This is a genomic window from Lonepinella sp. MS14436 (genome assembly GCF_042470565.1).
Lineage (GTDB): Bacteria > Pseudomonadota > Gammaproteobacteria > Enterobacterales > Pasteurellaceae > Lonepinella.
In genome coordinates this window covers 1,949,012-1,972,683 of sequence record NZ_CP170385.1, presented here as the reverse complement: position 1 = coordinate 1,972,683, position 23,672 = coordinate 1,949,012, and the positions used below count along the sequence as shown (strand labels likewise).

Sequence of the window (23,672 nt, the reverse complement as noted above, 5' to 3'; positions counted from 1 at the left end):
AAATTTATGAAATAATTTTATGTATTAGGTTGGAATACAATAGAACCACCTAAAGCGTGGGCATAACGTGTGATCGTTTCCAAGGTTGGACGCACCAGACCACGTTCAAGACGGCTGATATTTTGAGCTTTGATACCAGTACGTTTAGCAATTTCACCTTGTGAAAGATGTTGAGTTAAGCGGTATTGTCTTAATTCTGCAATCATTTTTTGTTGCACTTCACGTGCTTGGCGTAATTCGGCAAATTCAGGATCTTGCATTAATTCTTTTTCAAAGTCCGCAAGGGTGACAAATTCATAGGTTTCATTTTGCATGGAGTTGCTCCTTAATGGCTTTCATTCGTTGCTTGGCAAGATCTAAATCTTGCTTAGGTGTTTTTTGTGTTTTCTTATGTAATGCGTGGACGACATAGATTTGTTTGCCAATATGAAAAAAGAAAAAACTGCGTGAAATCCCTTCTTTTGAAGATGCTCGCAATTCTTTTAATCCATCGCCCATATCCCTGACATTCGGCTCTTTTAGTTGATTGCCTTGTAGTTCAAGCTGTTTAAGGGATTCAAAAGTCGATTCTCTTAATGTGGCTGGCATTTTGAGAATTTCTTTTTGAGCTTGTTTGATAAGGTGTAGGGTAAACATAATTGGCTTGTGTAATCTAATCTTTGGTGATTATGGTAACATATTTTTTGCTATAATCAAGAGTGATTATACAAGACGAGTTATTATCCCAATTCTTGCTATTTTTGATAATAAGGTGAAAGGGGTAATTCAGTCGTATTTTTTACAGTTTGTAGAATAATTTCTGTTTTTAGATTTTTAATACCTAATGACGTGGTTAGATATTGTTTTTGTAAACTATAAAATTCATCTAAATCATGGGTTTGGATTTTTAAAATAAAATCATAATCGCCTGCCATAAAATGACATTCGGTAATTTGTGGAATTAACCGCATTTCAAAGATAAAGCGTTCTTTTAATTTAAGATCTTCTTCAATGAATGAACCTAGAATATAGATAGTCACATTAAGGTTTAGTTTTTTCGGGTTAAGTAGGCACACATATTTATCAATGACACCACTTTGTTCAAGTAAATTTACCCGCCGTAAACAAGCAGAACTAGATAGACCAACGGTTTCAGCAAGTTCGTTATTTTGTTGTTTTCCATTTTGTTGCAGCGCTCTTAAAATGCGTAAATCAGTATTATCAAGAATTTTGGTTGGCATTTTAATTTTCCTTATCTATTTGTGACCTAGGTCATGATACAAGTCGCCTTATTTTTTGTAAATAAAAATAAATTAAGTAAAAGCAGTTACTTAGATAAGGTAACTGCTTTATCATTGTGCGTTAGGTCAAGCATATAATGAAACTTGAACCACTAATAAAATAGAACCTATCAGCAATAACATTCCAATCATCGGCATGACAAATTTGACCCATTTATTGAATGGAATATGCAGCATTTGTAATGTAACCAAGACCAATCCTGTAGGTGCTAAGAAGAGCATGGCGTATTGTCCCCAGTTGTAAGCGGATACCACTATATCGCGTGGGATACCGACAGCATCGGCAAGCGGAGCCATAATCGGCATAGATAATACAGCCAGACCTGAAGAAGATGGTACAAACAAACCTAAGAAGATAAATACCACTAATTGTGCCAAGATAAATATTGTCGGTGGCATACCTGCTACAAGGTTAGAAGCGTAGTTCAAAATCGTATCTGAAATCATGCCCTCGTCAAGCACTAAATTTACCCCGCGAGCCAAGCCGATAATCAAGGATACTGCCACTAAATCCGCTGCACCAGTCGTAAACGCATTAAGCACTTCATCTTCTGACAAACGGGACAGGAACATGATGATAATCGTGATTGCCAAGAAAGATGATGCCATTTGTGGGAACCACCAGCCACCAAACATCACTCCCCATACCATAATAATAAAGGCAAGGCAGAATAGTGTCAGAATAATTTTGCGTTTCGTGTTGAATTCAAGTTCATTGTTATCGCCTTGATGAAAACTTAAATAATGCTGTTCAAATTCTTCCCGTTCTTCATAGCAATAGGAAAAAGTTGGATCCGCTTTGACTTTTTTACTGTACCAATAAAGATAAGTAATCACCGAAATACCGCCTAAAATCAGACCCAGTATGCGGAAACTGATACCTTCAGTAAATTGAATGCCCGCCGCATTGGAGGCAATGACCACAGAGAACGGATTAATGGTAGAAAATGCAGTTCCCATTGATGAAGCCAAGAATATTGCACCTACACAGACGATTGCATCATAGCCCAATGCAATAAATACAGGGACGAGAATCGGATAGAATGCCACCGCTTCTTCCTCAATACCGCAGGTTGTGCCGCCGATAAGCATGAGTACGGAAACACTGAATACAATCAAAAATTCATTGCCTTTGGTTCGTTTAGCCAACGCAGTCAAACCTGCATTGAAAGAACCTGTGCGATTGATTACACCAATCATACCACCCAGTACGAAGATAAAAACCATCACATCTGCGGCTTCAATCGTCCCATTGACCATACTGAGAGTAATATCTTTTAACGTTTTGGGTTGTTGTTCAACCTGTCTGTATGTACCTGGAATAGCAATGGGTTTTCTAATTTTGCCTTCAAGGAAATTATTTAGTTTAATTTTTACATTAAGTTGCTCAAGCGATTCTTGTGTAGCTGGTAAAAATTGATCTTCTTGTTGATGCGATTTCACCACAAATTGTTGCGTTGTACTATTGTAGGTTAGTTTTGAATATGAACCTGCGGGAACAATCCAAGTGAGTCCCACGGCAATAATTAATATGATAAAAAGTATGGTAAATGCGGTGGGAAATTTAAATTTTTTTGTACTACTCATAATAAACTCCTTATCAGAATAGAGGCTAATTAGCCTCTATTCTCAAGTGCGTAATTAGTAATAAGTGGTATGTTTGGTATTTTTGCTAATACGAGTACCAGCTGTACCTTTTACGATCTCAACAATGTCAGACAACGAACCAATCACAGCATCTTTGCCAGTGTGATTAACAAAGTTTATTGTCGCTTGCACTTTTGGTCCCATTGAACCTGAAGCAAACTGTAGTTTGCTGAGTTCATCGGGGTGAATTTGGGCAATCGCTTGTTGATCGGGTTTTCCCCAGTTAAGGAAGACAGCAGAAACATCGGTTGCAATGATAAATAAATCCGCTTCAATATTTTCTGCCAGCAAAGCAGAACATAAATCTTTATCAATCACCGCTTCCACCCCATGTAGTGAGCCTTGCTCATCATAATAGGTTGGAATACCGCCACCACCGGCACAAATCACAATACTGCCTTTTTCTAATAACCATTTTACAGGGCGAATTTCAAAAATACGTTTTGGTAATGGACTTGGCACAACACGGCGATATTTATCGCCATCTTGAGCGATTGTCCAATTTTTTTCTTTTGCCAAACGTTCAGCCTCGTGTTTGGTATAAACTGGACCAATCGGTTTAGTCGGGTGTTGGAACGCAGGATCATTTTTATCCACTTCCACTTGGGATAATATGGTGGCAAACGGCACCTCAAATGGCACTAAATTCCCTAATTCCTGTTGAATCATATAACCAATCATTCCCACCGATTCCGCCCCTAACACATCAAGCGGATAAGTCGGCACGTCTTTATAAGCTGCCCCTTGTAAGGCAAGTAAACCCACTTGCGGACCGTTACCATGAGCGATGATTAATTCATTATGGGGATAGATTTTAGCAATCTGTTCACAAGCAATACGTACATTTTGCCGTTGGTTTTCTGCGGTCAACGGCTCTCCACGGCGTAATAACGCATTTCCCCCTAGAGCAATCACAATTCGCATATTTCCTCCTAAGCCAAGCTGGCAACCATCACAGCTTTAATGGTGTGCATACGGTTTTCCGCTTGTTCAAATGCCACATTCATTGGTGATTCAAATACCTCTTCAGTCACTTCAATACCATTGGCAAGTGCGGGGTATTTTTCGGCAATTTGTTTACCAACTTTTGTTTCGCTGTTATGGAATGCAGGCAAACAGTGCATAAATTTCACTTTAGGATTGCCAGAGCGTTTCATTAGTTCAGGCGTAACTTGATAAGGCATTAACAAATCAATTCGTTTACCCCAACTATCTAAAGGTTCACCCATTGATACCCACACATCGGTATGGACAAAATCTACCCCTTTCACGGCATGATCAATATCGTCTGTTACGGTAATTCTTGCTCCACTTTGTTGGGCAAATTTTTCGCACATAGCCACCAATTCGGCTTCAGGCAAGAGTTCTTTCGGACCACAAATACGCACGTCCATACCTAATTTTGCCCCAATTAACAACAGAGAATTCCCCATATTATTACGTGCATCACCGATATAAACATAACTAATTTGATTTAATGGTTTGTCGCAATGTTCAATCATAGTCAACACATCAGCGAGCATTTGGGTTGGGTGAAATTCATCGGTTAGTCCGTTAAAGACTGGCACTCCCGCATATTCAGCCAATTCATTAACAATGCTTTGTTTGAAACCACGATATTCAATCGCATCATACATACGCCCCAATACCCGAGCGGTGTCTTTCATGCTTTCTTTGTGTCCGATTTGGGAAGAATTTGGATCGATATAAGTAACATTTGCCCCTTGATCATAAGCAGCGACTTCAAAGGCACAACGTGTACGTGTTGATGTTTTTTCAAAAATTAATGCAATATTTTTACCTTTCAGCTTTTGTTGTTCAGTGCCTGCGTATTTCGCCTGTTTTAAATCACGAGAAAGATCAAGCAAATAACGAATTTCACGTTCAGAATGATTAACAAGACTGAGTAAGTGTCTGTTTTTGATATTAAAAGCCATAATATTTCTCCTATAGATAAGTGATATAATTCAAAAGTATCTACTTTTGATTTCAATTTTATTGTAAAGCGTAATAAATTAAATTTGCTGCAATTTTAGCAAAACTATTGTAAAGATTTGCAATAAAATAAGAGAAAAAATGAAATATTTCGCATTTTATGCGAGAAATAAAATAAACGGGAAAATTCTTTTTTGTTTGATTATAATCTTATCTATCATCACGAACGAAAAGGAAAAACAATGCAACAAAAATCTATTTGTTTTATCGGTGGCGGCAATATGGCACAAGCTATAGTGTTTGGTTTATTGAAAACTGGCTATCCTGCTAACTTGATTACGGTGTGTGATCCCAATGAAGATAAACGAGCATTATTTACGGAAAGAAAGGTGTCCGTTGCTACGGATAATCAAACCGCAGTTAGACAGAGTGAAGTGATAGTGTTAGCCGTCAAGCCACAGGTAGCAAGTGAGGTTTGTGCGGCATTAAGTGCGGTGGATTTTTCTGAAAAATTAGTGATTTCCATTATGGCAGCCATTTCTATAAAAAAAATCACCGCACTTTTACCAACGGCTCAACATATTGTGCGAGTCATGCCAAATACGCCAGCGTTGGTATCACAAGGCATGTCAGGTTTATTTGCTCGGGTCAATGTGGCTATTGAATTTAAACAATTCGCCGAAAGCCTATTGCAAGCAGTAGGGAAAACTTGCTGGGTGGAAGATGAAAACGATATGCACAGCGTTACAGCGGCATCAGGTTCAAGCCCAGCCTATTTTTTCTTGTTTATGGAAGCCATGCAGCAAGCGTTGCTAAAAATGGGATTAAGTGCATCACAAGCTCGTTTATTAGTGCAACAATCAGCTTTAGGTGCCGCTAACATGGTGGTGGAAAATCCAACGGTTGAATTAGCCACTCTACGGCAAAATGTAACCTCAAAAGGTGGAACAACGGCGGCAGCGTTAAATGTGTTTAACGAAAAACAATTAGCACAGATTGTAGAACAAGCTATGCAAGCCTGCGTTGAGCGGTCGAAAGAGATGGAAAGATTGTTTTAGATGATAGCTTAGTTATATAATGCAAGAGTATGATGAAATAAAACATGGAGCAGAATATGAATATAAATTTTCCCCCACAAGTCGAGCAATTAATTGTTTCTCAAGCAAATCTTATGGGCATAAGTACGAATGCTCTGATGGAAAAGATTGTCGTTGAGCATTTTCAACCTAAACCAGTTACATTGTGTGATTTAGCAATGGATTATCATGGCGTTGATGTTGGTGATATAGAACTAGATATGCCTAAAAATCATCAGGTAAATAAGCAACGTTATGAGATTTTTGATTAATGTATTTGCTCGATAGTAATGTTATTTCAGAAGTTCGTAAAATTAAAATAGGAAAAGCGAACAAAGGGGTTGTTGATTGGCTTAGTGATAAGCCGTTTGAACAGCTTTATACCTGTGAAATCGTGATAATGGAATTAATGCGTGGTATTCAACTAAAACGTTGCAAGGATCCCGTTCAAGCCCAATATTTACAGGACTGGTTTGATAATTTTGTGATGCCAAGTTTTTCTGGACGGATTTTAACGATCAATACAAAAGTGAGTTTGATTTGTGCGACCTTTCATGTTCCTAATCCACGCCCTGAAAATGATACTTGGATTGCCGCAATCAGCAAATTGTATGATTTAACATTGGTAACTCGAAATATTAAGGATTTTCAAGGGTTACCAACTAAACTTCTTAACCCTTTTAGTTAGATAAATTGCCCTCTCCTTTGGGGAGAGGGCTAAAGTGAAAAGATGATAGATTACTGCCGATAATTTTCCAAAAACCGTGCAAATTTCCCTAAGGCATCTTCTAAGGTAGAAACGTGTGGAAGTGTTACAATGCGGAAATGATCTGGTGCATGCCAGTTGAAACCACGACCGTGTACCAACAATACTTTTTCTTGACGCAATAAATCTAACACCATTTTCTCATCGTCATAAATATTGAATTTTTTAATGTCGATTTTCGGGAACATATACATGGCACCATTCGGTTTCACACAACTTACCCCTGGAATTTGGGTAATCAATTCGTAAGCACGGTTGCGTTGTTCCAATAAACGTCCACCCGGTAAAATATATTCATTAATGCTTTGATAACCGCCGAGAGCGGTTTGAATCGCATGTTGCATTGGATGATTGGCACATAAACGCATAGAAGCCAGCATATCCAAGCCTTCAATGTAACCTTTAGCATGATTTTTCGGACCGTTTAAAATCATCCAACCTTGACGGAAACCTGCCACTCGATAGGCTTTAGATAAGCCGTTAAAGGTAATGGTTAATAAATCTGGGGCAAGGGCGGCAATGTGATGATGAACCGCATTGTCATATAAAATTTTGTCGTAAATTTCATCGGCGAAAATGATTAAGCCGTGTTGACGAGCAATTTCCACGATTTGTTCAAGCACTTCTTTACTATATACTGCACCCGTTGGGTTGTTTGGATTAATTACTACGATAGCTTTGGTGCGAGATGTAATTTTACTTTTAATATCTTCTAAATCAGGGAACCAATCAGAGGATTCATCGCACATATAATGCACCGCTTTACCGCCCGCCAACGTGGCTGCTGCTGTCCAAAGTGGATAATCAGGCATTGGAATTAACACTTCATCGCCATTATTTAACAAGGCTTGCAATGACATGGTAATCAGCTCAGACACACCATTGCCGATATAGACATCATTGACCGTTGCACCTAAGATATTTTTCGATTGATAATATTGCACAATGGCTTTACGAGCAGAGTAAATTCCTTTGGAATCACAATAACCTTGGGCGGATGGAAGATTGCGTAAAATATCCACTAACACTTCGTCAGGTGCTTCAAAGCCAAAAGGTGCTGGGTTGCCAATATTTAGTTTTAAAATTTTATTGCCTTCTTCTTCTAAACGAAGTGCTTCTTTGTGTACAGGACCACGAATGTCATAACACACATTTTCTAATTTATCGGATTTTGGGAAAAATTCCATATTATGTCCTTAAACAGGTAAAAATTAACAGAAAGTTCACCGCACTTTACGCCTATTTACGACAGAATAAAAGATTTACTAAAAAATTTTTTTTATTTGCGGTAGAATAAACGCTATTTTAACGGATATTTTTAAATAAAATTTAATGGAAAACCTGTGTTTAGGCTTAATTAAACAGATTCAAGCCCATAAATTATCTGCTCATTCTGAGATTACGCATTTTAAAGATGATATGCCCATAACAGTGGAGTTATTGGCGTGGCTCAAAGCTCAAGAAATGTATCCACAATTTTACTTAAATTATCGTGATAAGCCTATTTCGGTGGCTACAATAGGAAAAGTGCGGTCATTTTCTGATGAAAATTTGGCACAGCAGTTTGTTCTGACACATGATTTCCCTCTGGTTGGCGGATTGACTTTTGATAAACAAGCCAAATTTTGGTTACCAAGATTATTGTTGGAAAAAGTCGAAAATACCCTGAATGTGAATGTCTATTGGGATAATCAGCAGGATTTTGCTAATGAACAACAAGCCTGTTTGCAAGTGGTAGAAACATTGCAAAAATTCACCGCACTTCAATCGGTTAAACAAACAATCCATAAAATAGATCAAAAGGCTTCCGCAGAAATTTGGTCAAATTGGATTCAACAAGCCTTGGGTGAGATTGAGCAAGGTCATTTGAGCAAGGTTGTATTGGCAAATCAAACGGAATTTTTATTCACCCAAGCGATTGATGCCAAAGATTTCTTAGCGGAAAGCGAACGAAAAAATATTGGTTGTTACCATTTTTTGTTAGCTGAAAATGCAAACTGTACTTTTGTTGGTTCAAGCCCTGAGCGTTTATATGCTCGACAAGATCATTATGTGCATACAGAAGCCTTGGCAGGAACAGCGACAATTACGGATAATCCAGCGTATAATCAACAGCAAGCAGATTGGTTATTAAATGATCACAAAAATGATCACGAAAATAGGTTAGTGGTGCAAGGTATTTGTGATAATTTGCAACCTTATGTGAATAACATTCAAGTGAGTGATGTAGAAGTCAAACAGTTGCGTCAAGTGCAACATTTACGCCGTTGTATTCAGGCAGAATTAAACGATAGTGCAACAGATTCAGCTTGTTTGCAAGCCATTCACCCTACGGCAGCAGTATCAGGTTTACCTCAGCAAAGTGCGGTGCAATTTTTGCAAAAAACCGAAAATTTTGACCGCAGTTGGTATGCTGGTACGCTAGGTATTATGCGAAAACAGCAAGCAGAATTTTGTGTAACAATTCGTTCTGCTTTTATAGAACAGCAAGCTGAACAACATAAAATTCGTGTTTTTGCTGGAGCAGGCATTGTGGCAGGTTCGGTTCCCCTGTTAGAATGGCAAGAAATTGAACGTAAAGCGTCAAGTTTATTGAGTTTATTAACCATTGAATAAAAATGTATTGGAAAACGGAGAGTAATATGTCAGCAGTGAGTACCTTTAACCGTTGTTGGTCAAAAGTAATTTTAGAAACTTTGCTTCGTCAAGGTGTTAAGCACTTTTGTATCGCTCCGGGATCTCGTTCTACTCCTTTAACTTTGGAGGCGGCACGGTTACAAGCAAATGGAAAAGCAGTTTGCCATAGCCATTTTGATGAGCGTGGTTTAGCTTTCTTTGCTCTCGGTTTAGCGAAATCTACTCAAACGCCAGTGGCAGTAATTGTTACTTCGGGTACCGCTGCCGCAAATTTATACCCTGCCATTGTTGAAGCTCGTCAAAGTGCGGTGAATTTAATCGTTTTAACCGCAGATCGTCCAGAAGAATTATTAGAGTGCGGTGCAAATCAAGCGATTTTACAGGCAAATATGTTTGCACATTATCCAGTTGCAACACTGAATTTACCTCGACCAAGCCAAGATTATCCAGTGAAATGGTTAGTTTCTAGTGTAGATCAAGTTTGTTATAAACAGGCTGAACAAGCAGGCGTAGTGCATATTAATGTACCTTTTGCAGAGCCTTTGTATGAGGCTCAAGTGAGCGAAATTGATAGCCACCCTTGGTTGGCACCCGTCCACCGTTGGTTAGCTCAAACAAAACATTGGTCTGAACATCAAAATGTTCAACAAGAAGTTATGATGCACGAACATTGGGACGATTTACGGACGAAAAAAGGTATTGTGGTGGTGGGGCAATTACCACAAAAACAAGCTATGGGAGTCAAAACTTGGGCAGATACTATGGGTTGGATTTTATTAACGGATATTCAATCCAATGTAGAGCCGAGTTTGCCTTATGCAGATATTTGGTTAGCCAATAAAACTGTGCGAGAAAAATTGTTGCATGCAGATATTGTGGTGCAATTTGGTTCACGTTTTGTGAGCAAGCGAATTCATCAATTCTTAGCAAGTTTTAAAGGGGCTTTTTGGGTGGTGGAAGAAAGTAATGAACGTGTAGATCCCCATCATCATCAACAAACACGTTTCCATGCCAAAGTACATCACTGGTTACGAGCCCATCCGCCGTTACGTCAAAAATCATGGTTACTTGAACCTTTGGCATTGTCTAACTTCTGTGCCAGTTTTATTGAACAACAAGTGGGTGGCGGCTTAAACGAGGCTTCTTTAGCTCATCATATTGAACGAATTTTACCGAGAAATTGTGCTTTATTTTTAGGCAATAGCTTATTTATAAGATTGGTTGATGCACTGGCTAAATTATCGGATAGTTATCCTGTTTACACCAATCGTGGTGCCAGTGGTATTGATGGTTTATTAGCTACTGCTGCTGGGATAGGGATTGGCGGTAATCAACCTGTTGCTGTGGTATTAGGTGATATATCGGCATTATATGATCTTAACTCATTGGCATTGTTCAGAAAAGTTACTCAACCAACGGTGATCTTTATTATTAATAATAACGGTGGAGCAATTTTTGATATGTTGCCAGTAGAGCCAGAAGTCAAAAATGCCTTTTATCGTTTGCCACATCAAGCAGAATTTGCTCAGGCGGCTTCAATGTTTGATTTAAAATATGCACGCCCTTATACTTGGGCAGATTTAGGTTCTGTGTTAAAACAAGCGTATTCACGTAAAGAAACCACGGTGATTGAAATTAAAGTGAACCCAAGTGACGGTAGTAATATTTATAAACGTTTAATTGAGCAGATTAGTTATGCCGTAATTGGTGCTTAACTGAAAATTAAAGATAGGTAAAAGGTGAAAAGACTATTTTCACCTTTTTATTGAACATAACAATACAAATAATTACATCCAAGCATTATTACGAATAATACCGACCGCAATACCTTCTACTTCAAATTGCTCTTGCTCACGTAAATTGACAACAATCGGCTCAAATTCTTCATTTTCTGGGTGTAAATAAATGACATCACCTTTACGTTCCAAGCGTTTGACTGTTACTTCATCTTCAATACGGGCTACAATAACCTGACCGTTACGTACATCTTTGGTGCTGTGTACCGCTAATAAATCACCGTCTAGGATACCAATATCTTTCATTGACTGACCGCTGACTTTCAGTAAAAAGTCTGCTTGTGGTTTGAACATTTCAGGATCGACTTTATAAGTACCTTCAATATGTTGTTCCGCTAGAATAGGTTCACCCGCGGCAACACGACCAATGAGAGGTAAGCCTTCCATTTCTTCTTCATCATTGGAAGAAAGTAATAAACGAATACCACGTGACATTCCAGGCACCATTTCAATCGCCCCTTTACGTGCTAAGGCTTTTAAATGTTCTTCAGCCGCATTAGGGGATTTAAAGCCTAATTCTTTTGAAATTTCCGCACGTGTTGGTGGCACACCAGCGGTTTCAAGATGATGCTTTAAGAAATCATAGACTTCTTGTTGGCGAATAGTTAAATTTTTACTTAGCGTTCTCATAGTTTCTCTTTCCTTTATGTTATTTCGTACAGGTTATTTGAAATTATATACAGACTGGAAAAAATTGCAATAAAAAGTTTTATTTTGTGTCAATATAAATCAAGTAATATAGCGGAGAGGCAATAAATTTACTGAAAATGACCTAAAATTTTGTTATAATTTCTCAACTATTTTTGATTATCTAAGGAAGTTTTAATGTCTGTTTTAGGGCGTATTCACTCATTTGAGTCTTGTGGCACAGTTGATGGACCGGGCATTCGTTTTATTCTTTTTATGCAAGGTTGTTTGATGCGTTGTAAGTATTGCCATAATCGTGATACTTGGGATTTGGACGGCGGTCGTGAGATTAGTGTTGAAGAATTAATGAAAGAAGTGGTGAGCTATAAGCATTTTATGAATGCTACTGGGGGTGGTGTCACTGCATCTGGTGGGGAAGCCATTTTGCAAGCGGAATTCGTACGTGACTGGTTTAGAGCTTGTAAAGCTGAAAATATTAATACTTGTTTAGATACCAATGGCTTTGTGCGAGCTTATACGCCAGTCATTGATGAATTACTTGACGTGACCGATTTGGTGTTATTAGATTTAAAACAACTTAACGATAAAATTCATCAAAATCTTATCGGTGTACCAAATAAACGTACACTTGAATTTGCCAAATATTTACAAAAACGTAATATCCCAACTTGGGTGCGTTATGTGGTTGTTCCAGGTTATACTGATGCAGATGCAGATGTGCATTTATTAGGTCAGTTTATTGAAGGAATGACGAATGTCGAGAAAGTGGAATTATTGCCTTATCACCGTTTAGGGGCACATAAATGGAAAACTTTAGGGGTAGAATATGAGTTGGAAGATGTGTTACCTCCAACCAAAGAAAGTCTTGAACATATTCAGCAAATTTTGCAAGGTTATGGACATATTGTAAAATTCTAATTTGAGCAAAAATACCGAATGTAATATTCGGTATTTTTTTGTGAACAGCAATAATTAAAGAATCATTCCTGCTGCAACCGTATGATAAGTGGTTTCATCAATTAAAATAAACGCCCCCGTAGCTTGATTTTGTGCATAGCTTGTGGCGGTGATCGGTTTTTGTAAACTCACGTGGACTTCACCAATATCGTTCAGGTTTAAGGTTTCCGCCTCATGAGATTTGCTCAAGGTTTTTACGTCTAACACATGGTCAATGCCACTGATTTTAGCAAATACCGTTTGCGTACAGTGTTTAAGTAAATATTTGCGTGCCAAGTTAAGTGGGCGTTGATCAAACCAACAGAGTGTCGCAGTAGCATTTTTAGTCGGGGTGATTGTCGAATGTTCCGCCACAAAGCTATCACCACGCGAAATATCAATATCATCAGCTAATCGAATCGTGACTTGCTCACCTGCAATAGCCTGTTGCACAATGCCGTTTGGACTGATAATTTCTACTACTTTGGAATGGTAGCCATTGGGTTCAATACGTACATTATCTCCCGTTGCGATAGAACCTGCTTCAATTCTGCCCTGATAACCACGGAAATCATCTGCTTTATCTTGATCAAGACGAATGACAAGTTGTACAGGAAAGTGGAAGTCTTGTTTGGCTATGGAAATATTTTCGTTGCTTGGTAAATTCTCCAGAATACTGAGCAATGTGTCACCTTGATACCATGGTGTGCGTTCACTTTGATGGACAATGTTATCCCCTTGTAAGGCAGATACGGGTACAAATTGTACGTTTGAAATACCTAATTGCTGGCTTAATTTGAGATAGGCTTGTTGAATCGCATGAAATTTAGTTTGGTCAAAATCGAGTAAATCCATTTTATTGATGGCAACTAAAATATGTGGTGTACCTAGATGTTTTAAAATTGCAGAATGGCGTTTAGTTTGCGGTAATAATTGTAGTTCAGGTTGGGAAAAATCCAACTGACTCGCATCAATTAACACGACAGCAGCACTGGCAGTAGAAGCACCAGTTACCATATTTCGGGTATATTGCTCATGCCCTGGTGTGTCGGCAATAATAAATTTGCGTTTAGCGGTGGAAAAATAACGATATGCTACATCAATGGTAATGCCTTGTTCACGTTCGGCTTCAAGCCCATCTGTTAAAATAGAAAAATCAATCACTTCACCTTTGTTCTTAGACTTGTCGAGGCTGAGTAATTGGTCACTTAGTAAGGCTTTGCTATCGTATAATAATCGTCCGATTAGTGTGCTTTTACCGTCATCTACGCTACCTGCGGTAATAAAACGTAGTGGGGCGTGTTGGTTAAGAGTTTGGCTCATGTTGTATTCCTTTCAAATTTTAAATATTGATTTAAAGTGCGGTGAAAAATCGAAAACTTTTTATTTTTTAACCGCACTTTGACCAGTTTACTGGCTAAAAATAACCTTGTTTTTTGCGTTGTTCCATGGCGGCTTCACTGGTGCGATCGTCCATGCGAGTGGCTGAACGTTCTGAAATTTCAGCGATAGCGGTTTCTTTAATAATCTCACTCGGTGTATTTGCTGTACTTGCCACTGGGCAAGTACAACTAATATCCCCAACCGTACGGAAACGTACAGAAACCACTTTACTTTGTTCAGATGGTTGTTTGGGAGTTAATGGCGTGACAGGTACAAGTAAACCATGGCGTTCTACCACTTCACGTTGATGGGCATAATAAATCGGTGGTAATTCCAATTTTTCTCGTTCGATATATTGCCAAATATCTAATTCTGTCCAGTTAGAAATTGGGAACACTCGCATATTTTCGCCTTTGTGTAATTTAGCGTTATACAGTGACCAAAGCTCGGGGCGTTGAGCTTTCGGATCCCATTGACCAAATTCATCACGGAACGAAAAAATACGTTCTTTGGCACGGGCTTTTTCTTCATCTCGTCTTGCCCCACCCATTAAGGCATCAAAACCATTAGCTTCAATGGTTTCTAACAAGGTGACGGCTTGTGCGGCATTGCGAGAGTCAGTTTCTTTGCGTAATACCACGGTGCCTTTGGCAATGGAATCTTCCACGTGACCGACAACTAAACGTGCATTAAGTTTTTTCACTTGTTGATCACGGAATTGGATCACTTCAGGATAATTATGCCCTGTGTCGATATGCACCAAAGGGAATGGCAACACTAATTCACGTCCCTCTAATTGGAATGCTTTGCGTGCTAAGGCTAATAACACCACAGAATCTTTACCGCCAGAGAATAATAAAGCGGGATTACTACATTCCGCTACGACTTCACGGATAATATAAATGGATTCTGCTTCGAGCCAGTCTAAATGCCCATTTTCAATTTGTTGTGTCATAAGGTTTCCTTTATTTGTCTTTTATTTATGTAAGCCACATTCTTTGCTGTCTTTGTTTTCCCACCACCAGCGACCAGCACGTATATCCTCGCCTGCTTTCACGGGTTTAGTGCAAGGTTCGCAACCAATGCTGGGATAACCTTGTTTATATAAATGATTGTAGGGAATATCATATTTTAGGATATAAGCCCAAACATCTAATTCTGACCAGTCAAAAATCGGGTTATATTTATCAATGCCACGGCTAGTATCTTGTTCGTGAAAAGGGAGTTCGGTACGCGTTACAGATTGCTCTCTCCGTTGTCCAGTGAGCCATGAATCAGCATCTTGTAAGGCACGATTTAAGGGTTCAATTTTACGAATAAAACAACATTCACGACGCAGTTCAACACTTTCATAAAAGGCAAATTTACCTTTTTGATGATCATATTCGTCCGCTTTTTTAGCATCGGGTCGATAAAGTTGAAAATTAAGATCGGGATAACGAGATTTTACGCTATCAACTAATTCGAGCGTTTCTGGATTTAACCGACCTGTTTCAAGGGTGAATACCACAATATTCGCTTTACTTTTTGCTATCACATCTGTGATCACCATATCTTCCACCGCAAGACTGCTGGCAAATTTGGCATGTTGTTGATTTTGTTCAATTTGTGCAATTCGCTGAAAAAGTGCGGTTTCTTTTGCTTCAATTTTGGCAAAATCACTTTTTTCTAGTAATGGAATTGTCCATAAATCAGGTTTTAAGAAAGGCATATTATCCCCACAAAATAAATATCAAAATAGAGCAACGTATTTAAGATGAGATATTTATAAGGTCAAATTAATGCTATGAAAAATAACAAATCTTTATAGCTTATGTGTTTTTGGAATATAAAGTCGAGAAAATTACCTATTTGAGATAAATTTGGGGTGTATTTCGGTTTTTTATTCCTTAATGATATATCATAAAATTTTCTATTCTTTGGCAAAGGCGAAATTTCTCGGTAGATTTTGAATCAACTGAATAATTTTTTAAGGAGTTGATTATGAAATTGAGCAAAAAATTTTTAGCTTTCACCTTGGGGGTCACATTAACTACAACGGTCTATGGCAAAGATTTGCTGAATGTGTCTTATGATCCAACCCGTGAGCTTTACAAAGAATACAATGCCTTATTTGCACAACATTGGGAGCAACAAACTGGTGAGAAAATTACCTTAAAAGCCTCACACGGGGGGTCAAGTAAACAAGCTCGATCCGTGATTGATGGGTTGCAAGCAGATGTCGTGACATTAGCCATGTCTGGTGATATTGATGCGTTAAATAAGCACCAGCAATTATTAGATCCAAATTGGCAGCAGCGTTTGGATCACAATAGCACGCCTTATACCTCAACGATTGTATTCTTAGTACGTAAAGGCAACCCGAAAAATATTAAAGATTGGGACGATTTAACCAAAGATGAAAGTTTGCAAGTAATTACACCGAACCCAAAAACTTCAGGTGGAGCTCGTTGGAACTTCTTAGCCGCTTGGACATTTGCCAAACAAAAGTATGGTTCAGAGGACAAAGCTCTGGAATTTGTTACCCAAGTTTATAAACAAACCCCCGTGTTAGACACTGGCGCTCGTGGTTCAACCATGACATTCGTCCAACGTAACAAAGGTGATGTCTTGTTAGCTTGGGAAAATGAAGCTCATTTAGCCTTAAATGAAGAAGGTGGGGATCAGTTAGAAATTGTGACACCAAGTATTTCCATTTTGGCTGAACCACCCGTGGCATTAGTCGATTCTGTGGTCGATAAAAAAGGCACTCGGAAAGAAGCCGAAGCCTATTTGAAATACTTATATAGTGACGAAGCTCAACGTATTATTGCAAAGAACTTTTATCGTCCGATTAATTCCACCATATTAAAAGAATTCAGTACTACGTTTGCGGATGTAAAACTATTTAATGTCAAAGAAATATTTGGTGGTGGCTGGGAGGTTATACAGCCAAAATTCTTTGACGATAATGGTATTTTCGACCAAATTTTAGAGCAAATTCACCGTTAATTTTGCTTTTTGTTGTGGTTAAGGAAATATTATGTCACAAACTCGAATTATTCCTGGTTTTAATCTTACTTTAGGTTATTCAATGACTTTTCTAAGCATTGTCGTGTTGATTCCTTTAGCAGGGCTATTTATTTTCTCCGCTCAAATTTCGGCTGAACAGCTTTGGAAATTACTGACTAGCCGTCAGTTATTACTTGCACTCTGGGTATCATTAAAGACCGCCTTTGGGGCGGCTATAATGAATAGCCTGATTGGGCTTTTATTAGCTTGGGTGTTAGTTCGTTATCAATTCTGGGGTAAACGCTGGATTGATACTTTTATTGATATGCCTTTTGCATTGCCTACGGCGGTAGCAGGTATTGCCTTAACGACAATTTATTCACCTAATGGAGCTATTGGACAATTTTTTAGTTTCCCGATTGCTTATAGTGCAATCGGGATTTCTCTCGCCTTATTATTTGTTACGTTACCTTTTGTGGTACGCACCATTCAGCCAGTGCTTGCTGATTTACCCAAAGAAACGGAAGAAGCTGCCTATATTTTAGGTGCAAACCCATGGCAAACTTTTCGTTATGTGATTTTTCCTGCCATTATGCCAGCGTGGATAACGGGTTTTACATTGGCTTTTGCTCGAGGAGTGGGTGAATATGGCTCGGTGGTTTTTATTTCGGGTAATTTACCATTCAAGACAGAAATTTTGCCATTATTGATAGTGGCTAAATTAGATCAATATGATTATGTGGGAGCAGCGACTATTGGTGTTTTAATGTTAGTCATTTCTTTTATATTGATTTTTTCCATTAACCAAATTCAACGCCATTATGCTCAACGTACAAAATAACGCTAAGGAATAAATATGTATCTTACTCAACCCCGCTCTATTTCTGAGCGTCTATTAATTTTATTGGCGATAATGTTGTTTGGCATACTGTTGGTGTTGCCTTTAATTACAGTGTTGTCACAAGGATTAGCCAAAGGCTTTGTGGAATTTTGGGCAGCGATTAGCGAGGCAGATAGTATTGCGGCTTTAAGATTAACATTGACTGCGGCGGCTATAGCTGTGCCATTAAATATTATCTTTGGTGTAACTGCCGCTTGGGTTATTACCAAATATCAATTTCGAGGCAGACAATTTCTATTAACCTTAATTGATTTACCTTTTTCGATTTCTCCAGTCGTTGCAGGGTTAATTTATGTACTACTTTTTGGCGCACAAAGTAAATTGTATCCATATCTACAATCCCTTGATTTTCAAATTGTGTATGCCATACCAGGAATTATTCTTGCCACGCTTTTTGTTTCTGTGCCATTTGTGGCAAGAGAATTAATCCCGATTATGGAAGCTCAAGGAATAGCCGAAGAAGAAGCGGCTACGATATTGGGGGCAAATGGTTGGCAAATTTTTTATCACGTTACTCTGCCTAATATTAAATGGGCGTTATTACATGGTGTAGTGTTATGTACTGCCAGATCACTTGGTGAATTTGGGGCGGTATCAGTGGTATCAGGTCATATTCGTGGTTACACCAATACATTACCATTGCATATTGAGATTCTATACAACGAATACAATATTGTAGCAGCGTTTTCAGTCGCTATTTTACTGTTAGGACTTTCATTAATGTTACTGTTTATTCGTCAATGGACGGAGCGTAAATTAGCTTATTCAGCATAGCATGATGGTATCAGTGTAATTTTTTAAATTTTGTGGGGAATATTACATGGCTATTAGTATTAAACAAATTAACAAATCTTTTGGGCAATTTCAGGCATTACAGAATATTAATGTAGAAATAAAAGATGGAGAATTAACCGCACTTTTGGGGCAATCAGGCTGTGGTAAAACTACGTTATTACGTATTATTGCTGGACTTGAAACTGCCACTTCAGGACAGATTTTATTTGATCAACAAGATGTGACAGGGCTGTCAGCTAAACAACGTGATATTGGTTTCGTATTTCAACATTATGCGTTATTTCGCAATATGACAGTAGCGGATAATATTTCCTTTGGATTACGTATGAAACCGAAAGCCGTGCGTTTATCGGAGCAAGAAATTCAAGCCAAGGTGAAAAATTTACTTTCATTAATTCAACTTGAACATATAGGCAAACGCTATCCTGATCAGCTTTCTGGTGGACAACGGCAACGTGTTGCTCTCGCTCGTGCCATTGCCACTGAACCCAGAGTATTACTGCTTGATGAGCCTTTTGGTGCATTAGATGCCAAGGTGCGTAAAGATCTCCGCCGTTGGTTACGAGATTTTCATAAAGAAATAAATCTGACCAGCATTTTTGTAACTCATGATCAAGATGAGGCTTTAGAAGTCGCAGATAAAATTATTCTCATGAATGAGGGGAAGATCGAGCAAATCGGTACACCTGAACAAGTCTATAAGCAACCCAAAAGCTATTTTGCGGCACAGTTTTTAGGTGATATGAATCTACTTGATGGCTATATTCATAATGGCGTGCTACATATTGATAGTTTCCAACAAAAGGTAGTACAAACCCAGTCTGCTCATGTAGTAGTTTACGTTCGTCCACACGAAATGGCAGTAAGCAAGAAAGTCATTGAAAATAGTATTAAAGGTAAAATTACCCGAGTGCATACTACGGGTCCAACCATACAACTAGAGGTGCATCATATCAAAAATGGTCCTATTGAGCTTTCTATTAGTTATACGCAATTTGAACAAGAACAGTTTGTTGTGGGTGACGAAGTATATATGCAACCGTTGCTATTGAATTTCTTTTTACAAGATGAATTAGTGGAATTTATGATTTAATTTAGCTTAGATTGAGTTTAAAAAAACTCTTATCTGAATTTCTTCATTGATAAGAGGTTTTTTGTGTTGCTTTATTTTTCCACAAAACTTGAATTTTGCTGATACACATCAAGGAATAATCCTAATGGTGGTCGGCGAGATACCACTTTTTGATAAGTGCGGTTATATTTTTGATAGTTTCCTTTGTTATCAATATGATACTGTGTTCCGTCAGGTGTGATAATAACATCCCAACGATAATTTGCCACTAATACCCATTCATTGAATGATTGAGTTTGGTTAAATAAATTATGCCCTTGGGTGTAATCTGCATCCGTGTTTTTCACATAAAATAGATCGTGCATGAGTGCAGGAATGACATCCATGTGGCTGGTGAGCTTATCTTCGACACCTGTATTGAGTTCTTTCCATGCGACAATCATCGGTACTTGAATTTCTTCTGGTGCAAAATAATTTAGCAGTTCATCATCAGTTTTTTGGAATGAATAACCCTGTTCACCAGTGATAATTACCGCTGTATTCTCTAAGGCATTGTGTGCTTTTAAGGTGGTGAGAACAGAATTAATTTGCTGATCTAATTGACTTAATTGTTGGGTATAAAATTGTTGTTCTTGCTCTAAAGTCGGCAAATGCTGTTGACGAGTTAATTCACCCACATCTAAATTCAAATAGCTAAACCAAGCCTGATCTACAGATCTTTGTTCAAACCAAACTTGCCAATTTTTCATCGCACTTAGATTATCAATTTTTCTCTTGTTTGAAGTATTTTTCGGCAATTTAATTTGATGGAATAATGCTTGTCTGAAAATACTTGGTTTAAAATTAGTCGCAGAAAATAAGCCAAACTGATAATTATCTTGTTGCATTTTTTCAATGAGCACAGAGGTTTTTTTATTGTTTAACAGGCTATCTGTATAGTTAGCATTTAGACCATAGAATAAGCCAACAATAGCAGAATTACTGTTGTTGCCAGTGGTGTAATGATTCGTAAATTGAGTTGCCTGCTGTGCAAATTCAGTTAAAGCGGGCATTTTTTCTTTTTGCACTGCATCTTGGCGTAAACCAGATACGGTGATAATTAATAAGTTAGCTTTATTTGCCACATTATTATAGCTTAAGGCGTGTTTTGGATAGTTAATCATTGGTGAATCAGGACGACCTTCCTGATCTAATTTGATTTCATATTGCTGTTTATCTAATAAGCCGTGTTTTTCTAAAAATGTCCGAGCTGTCATCGGATAAGACAATGGGAAATTAGATTTTTGCATGGTAATCGGGCGGTATAAATAGGCATCTGCCCAAGCGTACATTAAATGTGTGGTGATAAATAGCCCCGTCAGCATAATACCTACGCCACGAATCCATTTTTGTCGTTCTAAACTGCGTAATTTATACCACGCCCAACGAGAAAACAGCATTTGAGCTAATAGCATGAGTGGCATCGGAGTGAAGAAAATTTGCCAATCACGGGATAATTCGCCGTTCTCAGGATTTACCAATAAATTCCAAACCACAGAAGATAAATGCAAATTAAAGCGAGAGAAAACTTCCGTATCTACCAATAATAACGTGGTGGCAATGGTGGCAATAATCACGCTTACGCCACGAAAAGTACGTTCATTTTTGATGATAAAACTAAGTGGAAACAAGACCAGTAAATATAAACCAAAGGCAATAAAACTGAAATGCCCTAAAATGCTGATAAAGAAATAAAGTCTGCCTAGAAAGGTATGTGGCCAATCAATTAAAAAGGCATAGCGAGAGCCGATAGCCACCGCCCAAATAATATTAAAAAAAGCAAACCAATGTCCCCAAGAAATTTTTTGGGAAGTTTGTTCACGGTATTGTCTGCCATTTTTAATCCAAAACATAACGCACTCTTAACTTTGTTATTTCGCTGTTTTAATGGAATTGATTAACGCATCAGAAAAGGCTTGTGCTAACGCAATTTGTTGAGTTTTGCCAAAACTGCTGATCAGTAAATTAGTCACCATATTGCCTAACACCATTAAAGACAAATCTACTGGAGCTTGATGTTTTTCAAACACTGCGATCATTTCATTTAGGATTGCATCTACTTGTTTATCTTGATATTTTGAGTTGGTTGCCATAATAACGTTAATTTTTAACAATGTATTTCGCAAATACTACCACATTTTTAGCTAAAGTGCGGTTATAATTAACAGGATTTTTACTATTTCCAAATGACAAAGCAGAAAAAATGAGCATCACCGTAAATCAAATTGTATTACATCAAATTATTAAAACACTTTCAGAAAATGAAAATAATACCCCAAAATTAGATAGCGTATTACGTGAGAAATTGTTACCAATTACCCCTGAAGTAGAGCAATTAATGCTTGAATTACATCAGGTTTATCAAAGTAAAGCGAAAGGTTATGGGGTATTTAAAGAGCAATCGGATTTTGCTCAAGAACTTAATCGCTTGCTTGAGCAAGAAACAGATTTTCTATCCTTTAGCTATCAATCCACCAAATTACTCGCCAGCGAATTGGGTAAATATCCTTTTGCGGAGAGTGGGACGTTTGTATTGTGCCAATATAATTTCCTAGCCACGGATTACTTATTTATTGCCTTGTTAGATAGTCGAATCAGTATGCTGGTGGATGACAAATTAGAAATTCACCGTACCCAATATTTGAATATTAATCAATTTGATATTGCAGCACGCATTAACCTAACGGATTTACGTATTAATGCTACTTCAGACCGCTATCTGACTTTTATTAAAGGACGAGTTGGGCGTAAAATCAGCGATTTTTTTATGGATTTTCTAGGGGCGGAAGAAGGTTTAAATCCTAAACTACAAAATCAATGTTTATTACAAGCAGTCAGTGACTATTGCGAACAGGGTGAGTTAAATGCTGATCAAACTCAAGCCGTGAAAAAACAAGTATTTGAGTATTGTAAAGGACAAATGAATTCAGGCAATGAAATTGAATTGCGGGAACTTTCCACTGAATTACCTACTCTAAATGAGCGTCCTTTCGTTGAGTTTACCCAACAACAGGATTATGATTTAGCCGATAGTATTCCGCCTGTGCCAACGGCATTAAAATCTTTAACTAAGTTTTCAGGTTCTGGCAAAGGGGTAACGCTCAGTTTTGATGCCGAATTAATTAATAGCCGTATTATTTGGGACGAGCAAAATGACAGCATCACGATTAAGGGTTTGCCAGCCAATTTGCGTGATCAGTTACAGCGGAATTTAAAAAATTAATTTGGCAACCGACCAGAGTTTAGGTATCATCAGCATTATAAAAGATAAATTAAGAAAGGTAGAAAAATGCAATTAAAATCAATGGTAGCGATTATCGCTCTTGCGTTAAGTGTTTCAGCTTGTTCTAGCGTAAACAAAATTGTCTATCGTATTGACGTGCCACAAGGCAACTATTTAGAATCATCTACTGTACAAAAAGTGCAAGTTGGAATGACGAAAGAGCAGGTTCAATATTTACTGGGTACCCCTGTTTTAATCGATCCATTTAGTGACAACATTTGGTACTATGTTTATTTACAACAACATTCTTACGAAGATCCTATGCAACATAATTTTATTGTAAATTTCGATAGTAAAGGTATTGTGACCAGCACAGATTTAGATAAGCCATTACCAGATGTCGAGAAACAAGAAGTTAACAATGCAATTATTGAAGCATCGGACAACGGTTCAAGAAAAAGCTGGTGGCAGTTCTGGAAGTAAGTGAGAAAGTTTAAATTTCTTGACCGCAGTTTGTGATAAAGGCTATTCTTAGTTGAATAGCCTT

At 38.0% G+C, this 23,672-nt stretch carries 25 protein-coding genes; 12 read left to right on the top strand and 13 right to left on the bottom strand.

Annotation, left to right across the window (positions count from 1 at the left end; translation table 11 throughout):
- Positions 1–17: 17 nt before the first annotated feature.
- From O1Q81_RS09505 to O1Q81_RS09480, 6 genes are all read right to left on the bottom strand, one after another.
- A complete protein-coding gene (locus tag O1Q81_RS09505) occupies positions 18–314 on the bottom strand; it encodes a helix-turn-helix domain-containing protein (protein ID WP_386697331.1) in 297 nt (98 codons plus the stop codon).
- Positions 304–636, bottom strand: coding sequence for a type II toxin-antitoxin system RelE/ParE family toxin (locus tag O1Q81_RS09500; RefSeq protein WP_386694710.1), 333 nt, complete (start codon positions 634–636; stop codon positions 304–306). The genes O1Q81_RS09505 and O1Q81_RS09500 overlap by 11 nt, the downstream gene beginning before the upstream one ends.
- A 98-nt stretch (positions 637–734) precedes the next feature.
- A complete protein-coding gene (locus tag O1Q81_RS09495; RefSeq protein ID WP_386691040.1) occupies positions 735–1,220 on the bottom strand; it encodes an Lrp/AsnC family transcriptional regulator in 486 nt (161 codons plus the stop codon).
- Positions 1,221–1,346: 126 nt separating this feature from the next.
- Entirely contained in the window at positions 1,347–2,867 is a 1,521-nt protein-coding gene (locus tag O1Q81_RS09490) for a YfcC family protein (protein WP_386697329.1), read from the bottom strand.
- Positions 2,868–2,921: 54 nt separating this feature from the next.
- Entirely contained in the window at positions 2,922–3,851 is a 930-nt protein-coding gene (gene arcC, locus O1Q81_RS09485) for a carbamate kinase (protein WP_386687302.1), read from the bottom strand.
- A gap of 8 nt (positions 3,852–3,859) precedes the next feature.
- Positions 3,860–4,864: an ornithine carbamoyltransferase gene (locus O1Q81_RS09480; protein WP_386697327.1), complete on the bottom strand. Its 1,005-nt coding sequence runs from the start codon at positions 4,862–4,864 to the stop codon at positions 3,860–3,862.
- Positions 4,865–5,104: 240 nt separating this feature from the next.
- Here O1Q81_RS09480 and proC point away from each other — a divergent pair, with 240 nt between their 5' ends.
- From proC to O1Q81_RS09465, 3 genes are read left to right on the top strand one after another with little or no spacing between them, the layout of a single operon-like run.
- Positions 5,105–5,920, top strand: coding sequence for a pyrroline-5-carboxylate reductase (gene proC / locus O1Q81_RS09475; RefSeq protein WP_386697324.1), 816 nt, complete (start codon positions 5,105–5,107; stop codon positions 5,918–5,920).
- Positions 5,921–5,976: 56 nt separating this feature from the next.
- Positions 5,977–6,210, top strand: a complete 234-nt coding sequence (locus O1Q81_RS09470; RefSeq protein WP_386694702.1) for a hypothetical protein — start codon at positions 5,977–5,979, stop codon at positions 6,208–6,210.
- Positions 6,210–6,626, top strand: a complete 417-nt coding sequence (locus tag O1Q81_RS09465; protein ID WP_386694700.1) for a type II toxin-antitoxin system VapC family toxin — start codon at positions 6,210–6,212, stop codon at positions 6,624–6,626. Before O1Q81_RS09470 ends, O1Q81_RS09465 begins: the two co-directional genes overlap by 1 nt.
- A gap of 50 nt (positions 6,627–6,676) precedes the next feature.
- Here O1Q81_RS09465 and O1Q81_RS09460 read toward each other — a convergent pair whose 3' ends face one another.
- Positions 6,677–7,891: a pyridoxal phosphate-dependent aminotransferase gene (locus O1Q81_RS09460; protein ID WP_386687296.1), complete on the bottom strand. Its 1,215-nt coding sequence runs from the start codon at positions 7,889–7,891 to the stop codon at positions 6,677–6,679.
- Positions 7,892–8,036: 145 nt separating this feature from the next.
- Here O1Q81_RS09460 and O1Q81_RS09455 point away from each other — a divergent pair, with 145 nt between their 5' ends.
- Together O1Q81_RS09455 and menD are read left to right on the top strand one after the other, a co-directional pair.
- Entirely contained in the window at positions 8,037–9,320 is a 1,284-nt protein-coding gene (locus O1Q81_RS09455; RefSeq protein WP_386697322.1) for an isochorismate synthase MenF, read from the top strand.
- Positions 9,321–9,346: 26 nt separating this feature from the next.
- Positions 9,347–11,056, top strand: a complete 1,710-nt coding sequence (gene menD / locus O1Q81_RS09450; protein ID WP_386697319.1) for a 2-succinyl-5-enolpyruvyl-6-hydroxy-3-cyclohexene-1-carboxylic-acid synthase — start codon at positions 9,347–9,349, stop codon at positions 11,054–11,056.
- A gap of 72 nt (positions 11,057–11,128) precedes the next feature.
- Here the strand turns inward: menD and lexA are convergent, their stop codons facing one another.
- On the bottom strand, positions 11,129–11,767 hold the full coding sequence (gene lexA, locus O1Q81_RS09445) for a transcriptional repressor LexA (RefSeq protein WP_386687290.1): 639 nt from the start codon (positions 11,765–11,767) through the stop codon (positions 11,129–11,131).
- 195 nt (positions 11,768–11,962) lie between these two features.
- Here lexA and pflA point away from each other — a divergent pair, with 195 nt between their 5' ends.
- Entirely contained in the window at positions 11,963–12,703 is a 741-nt protein-coding gene (pflA, locus tag O1Q81_RS09440) for a pyruvate formate lyase 1-activating protein (protein WP_386687288.1), read from the top strand.
- A 54-nt stretch (positions 12,704–12,757) separates the two neighbouring features.
- Here pflA and O1Q81_RS09435 read toward each other — a convergent pair whose 3' ends face one another.
- The 3 genes from O1Q81_RS09435 to O1Q81_RS09425 form a co-directional block, all read right to left on the bottom strand.
- Positions 12,758–14,044, bottom strand: coding sequence for a sulfate adenylyltransferase subunit 1 (locus O1Q81_RS09435; protein WP_386697317.1), 1,287 nt, complete (start codon positions 14,042–14,044; stop codon positions 12,758–12,760).
- Between the two features lie 94 nt (positions 14,045–14,138).
- Positions 14,139–15,059: a sulfate adenylyltransferase subunit CysD gene (gene cysD, locus O1Q81_RS09430; protein ID WP_386687284.1), complete on the bottom strand. Its 921-nt coding sequence runs from the start codon at positions 15,057–15,059 to the stop codon at positions 14,139–14,141.
- Between the two features lie 21 nt (positions 15,060–15,080).
- Positions 15,081–15,815: a phosphoadenylyl-sulfate reductase gene (locus O1Q81_RS09425; protein ID WP_386687282.1), complete on the bottom strand. Its 735-nt coding sequence runs from the start codon at positions 15,813–15,815 to the stop codon at positions 15,081–15,083.
- Positions 15,816–16,087: 272 nt separating this feature from the next.
- Between O1Q81_RS09425 and O1Q81_RS09420 the strand changes: the two genes are divergently transcribed.
- The 4 genes from O1Q81_RS09420 to O1Q81_RS09405 are packed head-to-tail and all read left to right on the top strand — an operon-like array spanning position 16,088 to position 19,884.
- On the top strand, positions 16,088–17,095 hold the full coding sequence (locus O1Q81_RS09420) for a sulfate ABC transporter substrate-binding protein (RefSeq protein WP_386697315.1): 1,008 nt from the start codon (positions 16,088–16,090) through the stop codon (positions 17,093–17,095).
- Between the two features lie 31 nt (positions 17,096–17,126).
- Complete coding sequence (gene cysT / locus O1Q81_RS09415) at positions 17,127–17,936, top strand: sulfate ABC transporter permease subunit CysT (RefSeq protein ID WP_386697313.1); 810 nt, start codon at positions 17,127–17,129, stop codon at positions 17,934–17,936.
- Between the two features lie 15 nt (positions 17,937–17,951).
- Positions 17,952–18,770, top strand: a complete 819-nt coding sequence (gene cysW / locus O1Q81_RS09410) for a sulfate ABC transporter permease subunit CysW (RefSeq protein ID WP_386697310.1) — start codon at positions 17,952–17,954, stop codon at positions 18,768–18,770.
- Between the two features lie 46 nt (positions 18,771–18,816).
- A complete protein-coding gene (locus tag O1Q81_RS09405; RefSeq protein WP_386697308.1) occupies positions 18,817–19,884 on the top strand; it encodes a sulfate/molybdate ABC transporter ATP-binding protein in 1,068 nt (355 codons plus the stop codon).
- Positions 19,885–19,955: 71 nt separating this feature from the next.
- Here the strand turns inward: O1Q81_RS09405 and O1Q81_RS09400 are convergent, their stop codons facing one another.
- Positions 19,956–21,755: a DUF3413 domain-containing protein gene (locus O1Q81_RS09400; protein WP_386697306.1), complete on the bottom strand. Its 1,800-nt coding sequence runs from the start codon at positions 21,753–21,755 to the stop codon at positions 19,956–19,958.
- Positions 21,756–21,773: 18 nt separating this feature from the next.
- Positions 21,774–21,995 carry a YejL family protein gene (locus O1Q81_RS09395; protein WP_386697304.1) on the bottom strand — a complete coding sequence of 74 codons (222 nt, stop codon included), beginning with the start codon at positions 21,993–21,995 and terminating at the stop codon, positions 21,774–21,776.
- A 110-nt stretch (positions 21,996–22,105) separates the two neighbouring features.
- On the opposite strand from O1Q81_RS09395, the gene yejK reads away from it, so the two are divergent.
- Positions 22,106–23,125: a nucleoid-associated protein YejK gene (gene yejK / locus O1Q81_RS09390; RefSeq protein WP_386697301.1), complete on the top strand. Its 1,020-nt coding sequence runs from the start codon at positions 22,106–22,108 to the stop codon at positions 23,123–23,125.
- Between the two features lie 66 nt (positions 23,126–23,191).
- Positions 23,192–23,608 (top strand): outer membrane protein assembly factor BamE, encoded by a 417-nt coding sequence (gene bamE / locus O1Q81_RS09385; protein WP_386687269.1) that lies wholly within the window; start codon positions 23,192–23,194, stop codon positions 23,606–23,608.
- The last annotated feature ends 64 nt before the right edge of the window (positions 23,609–23,672 follow it).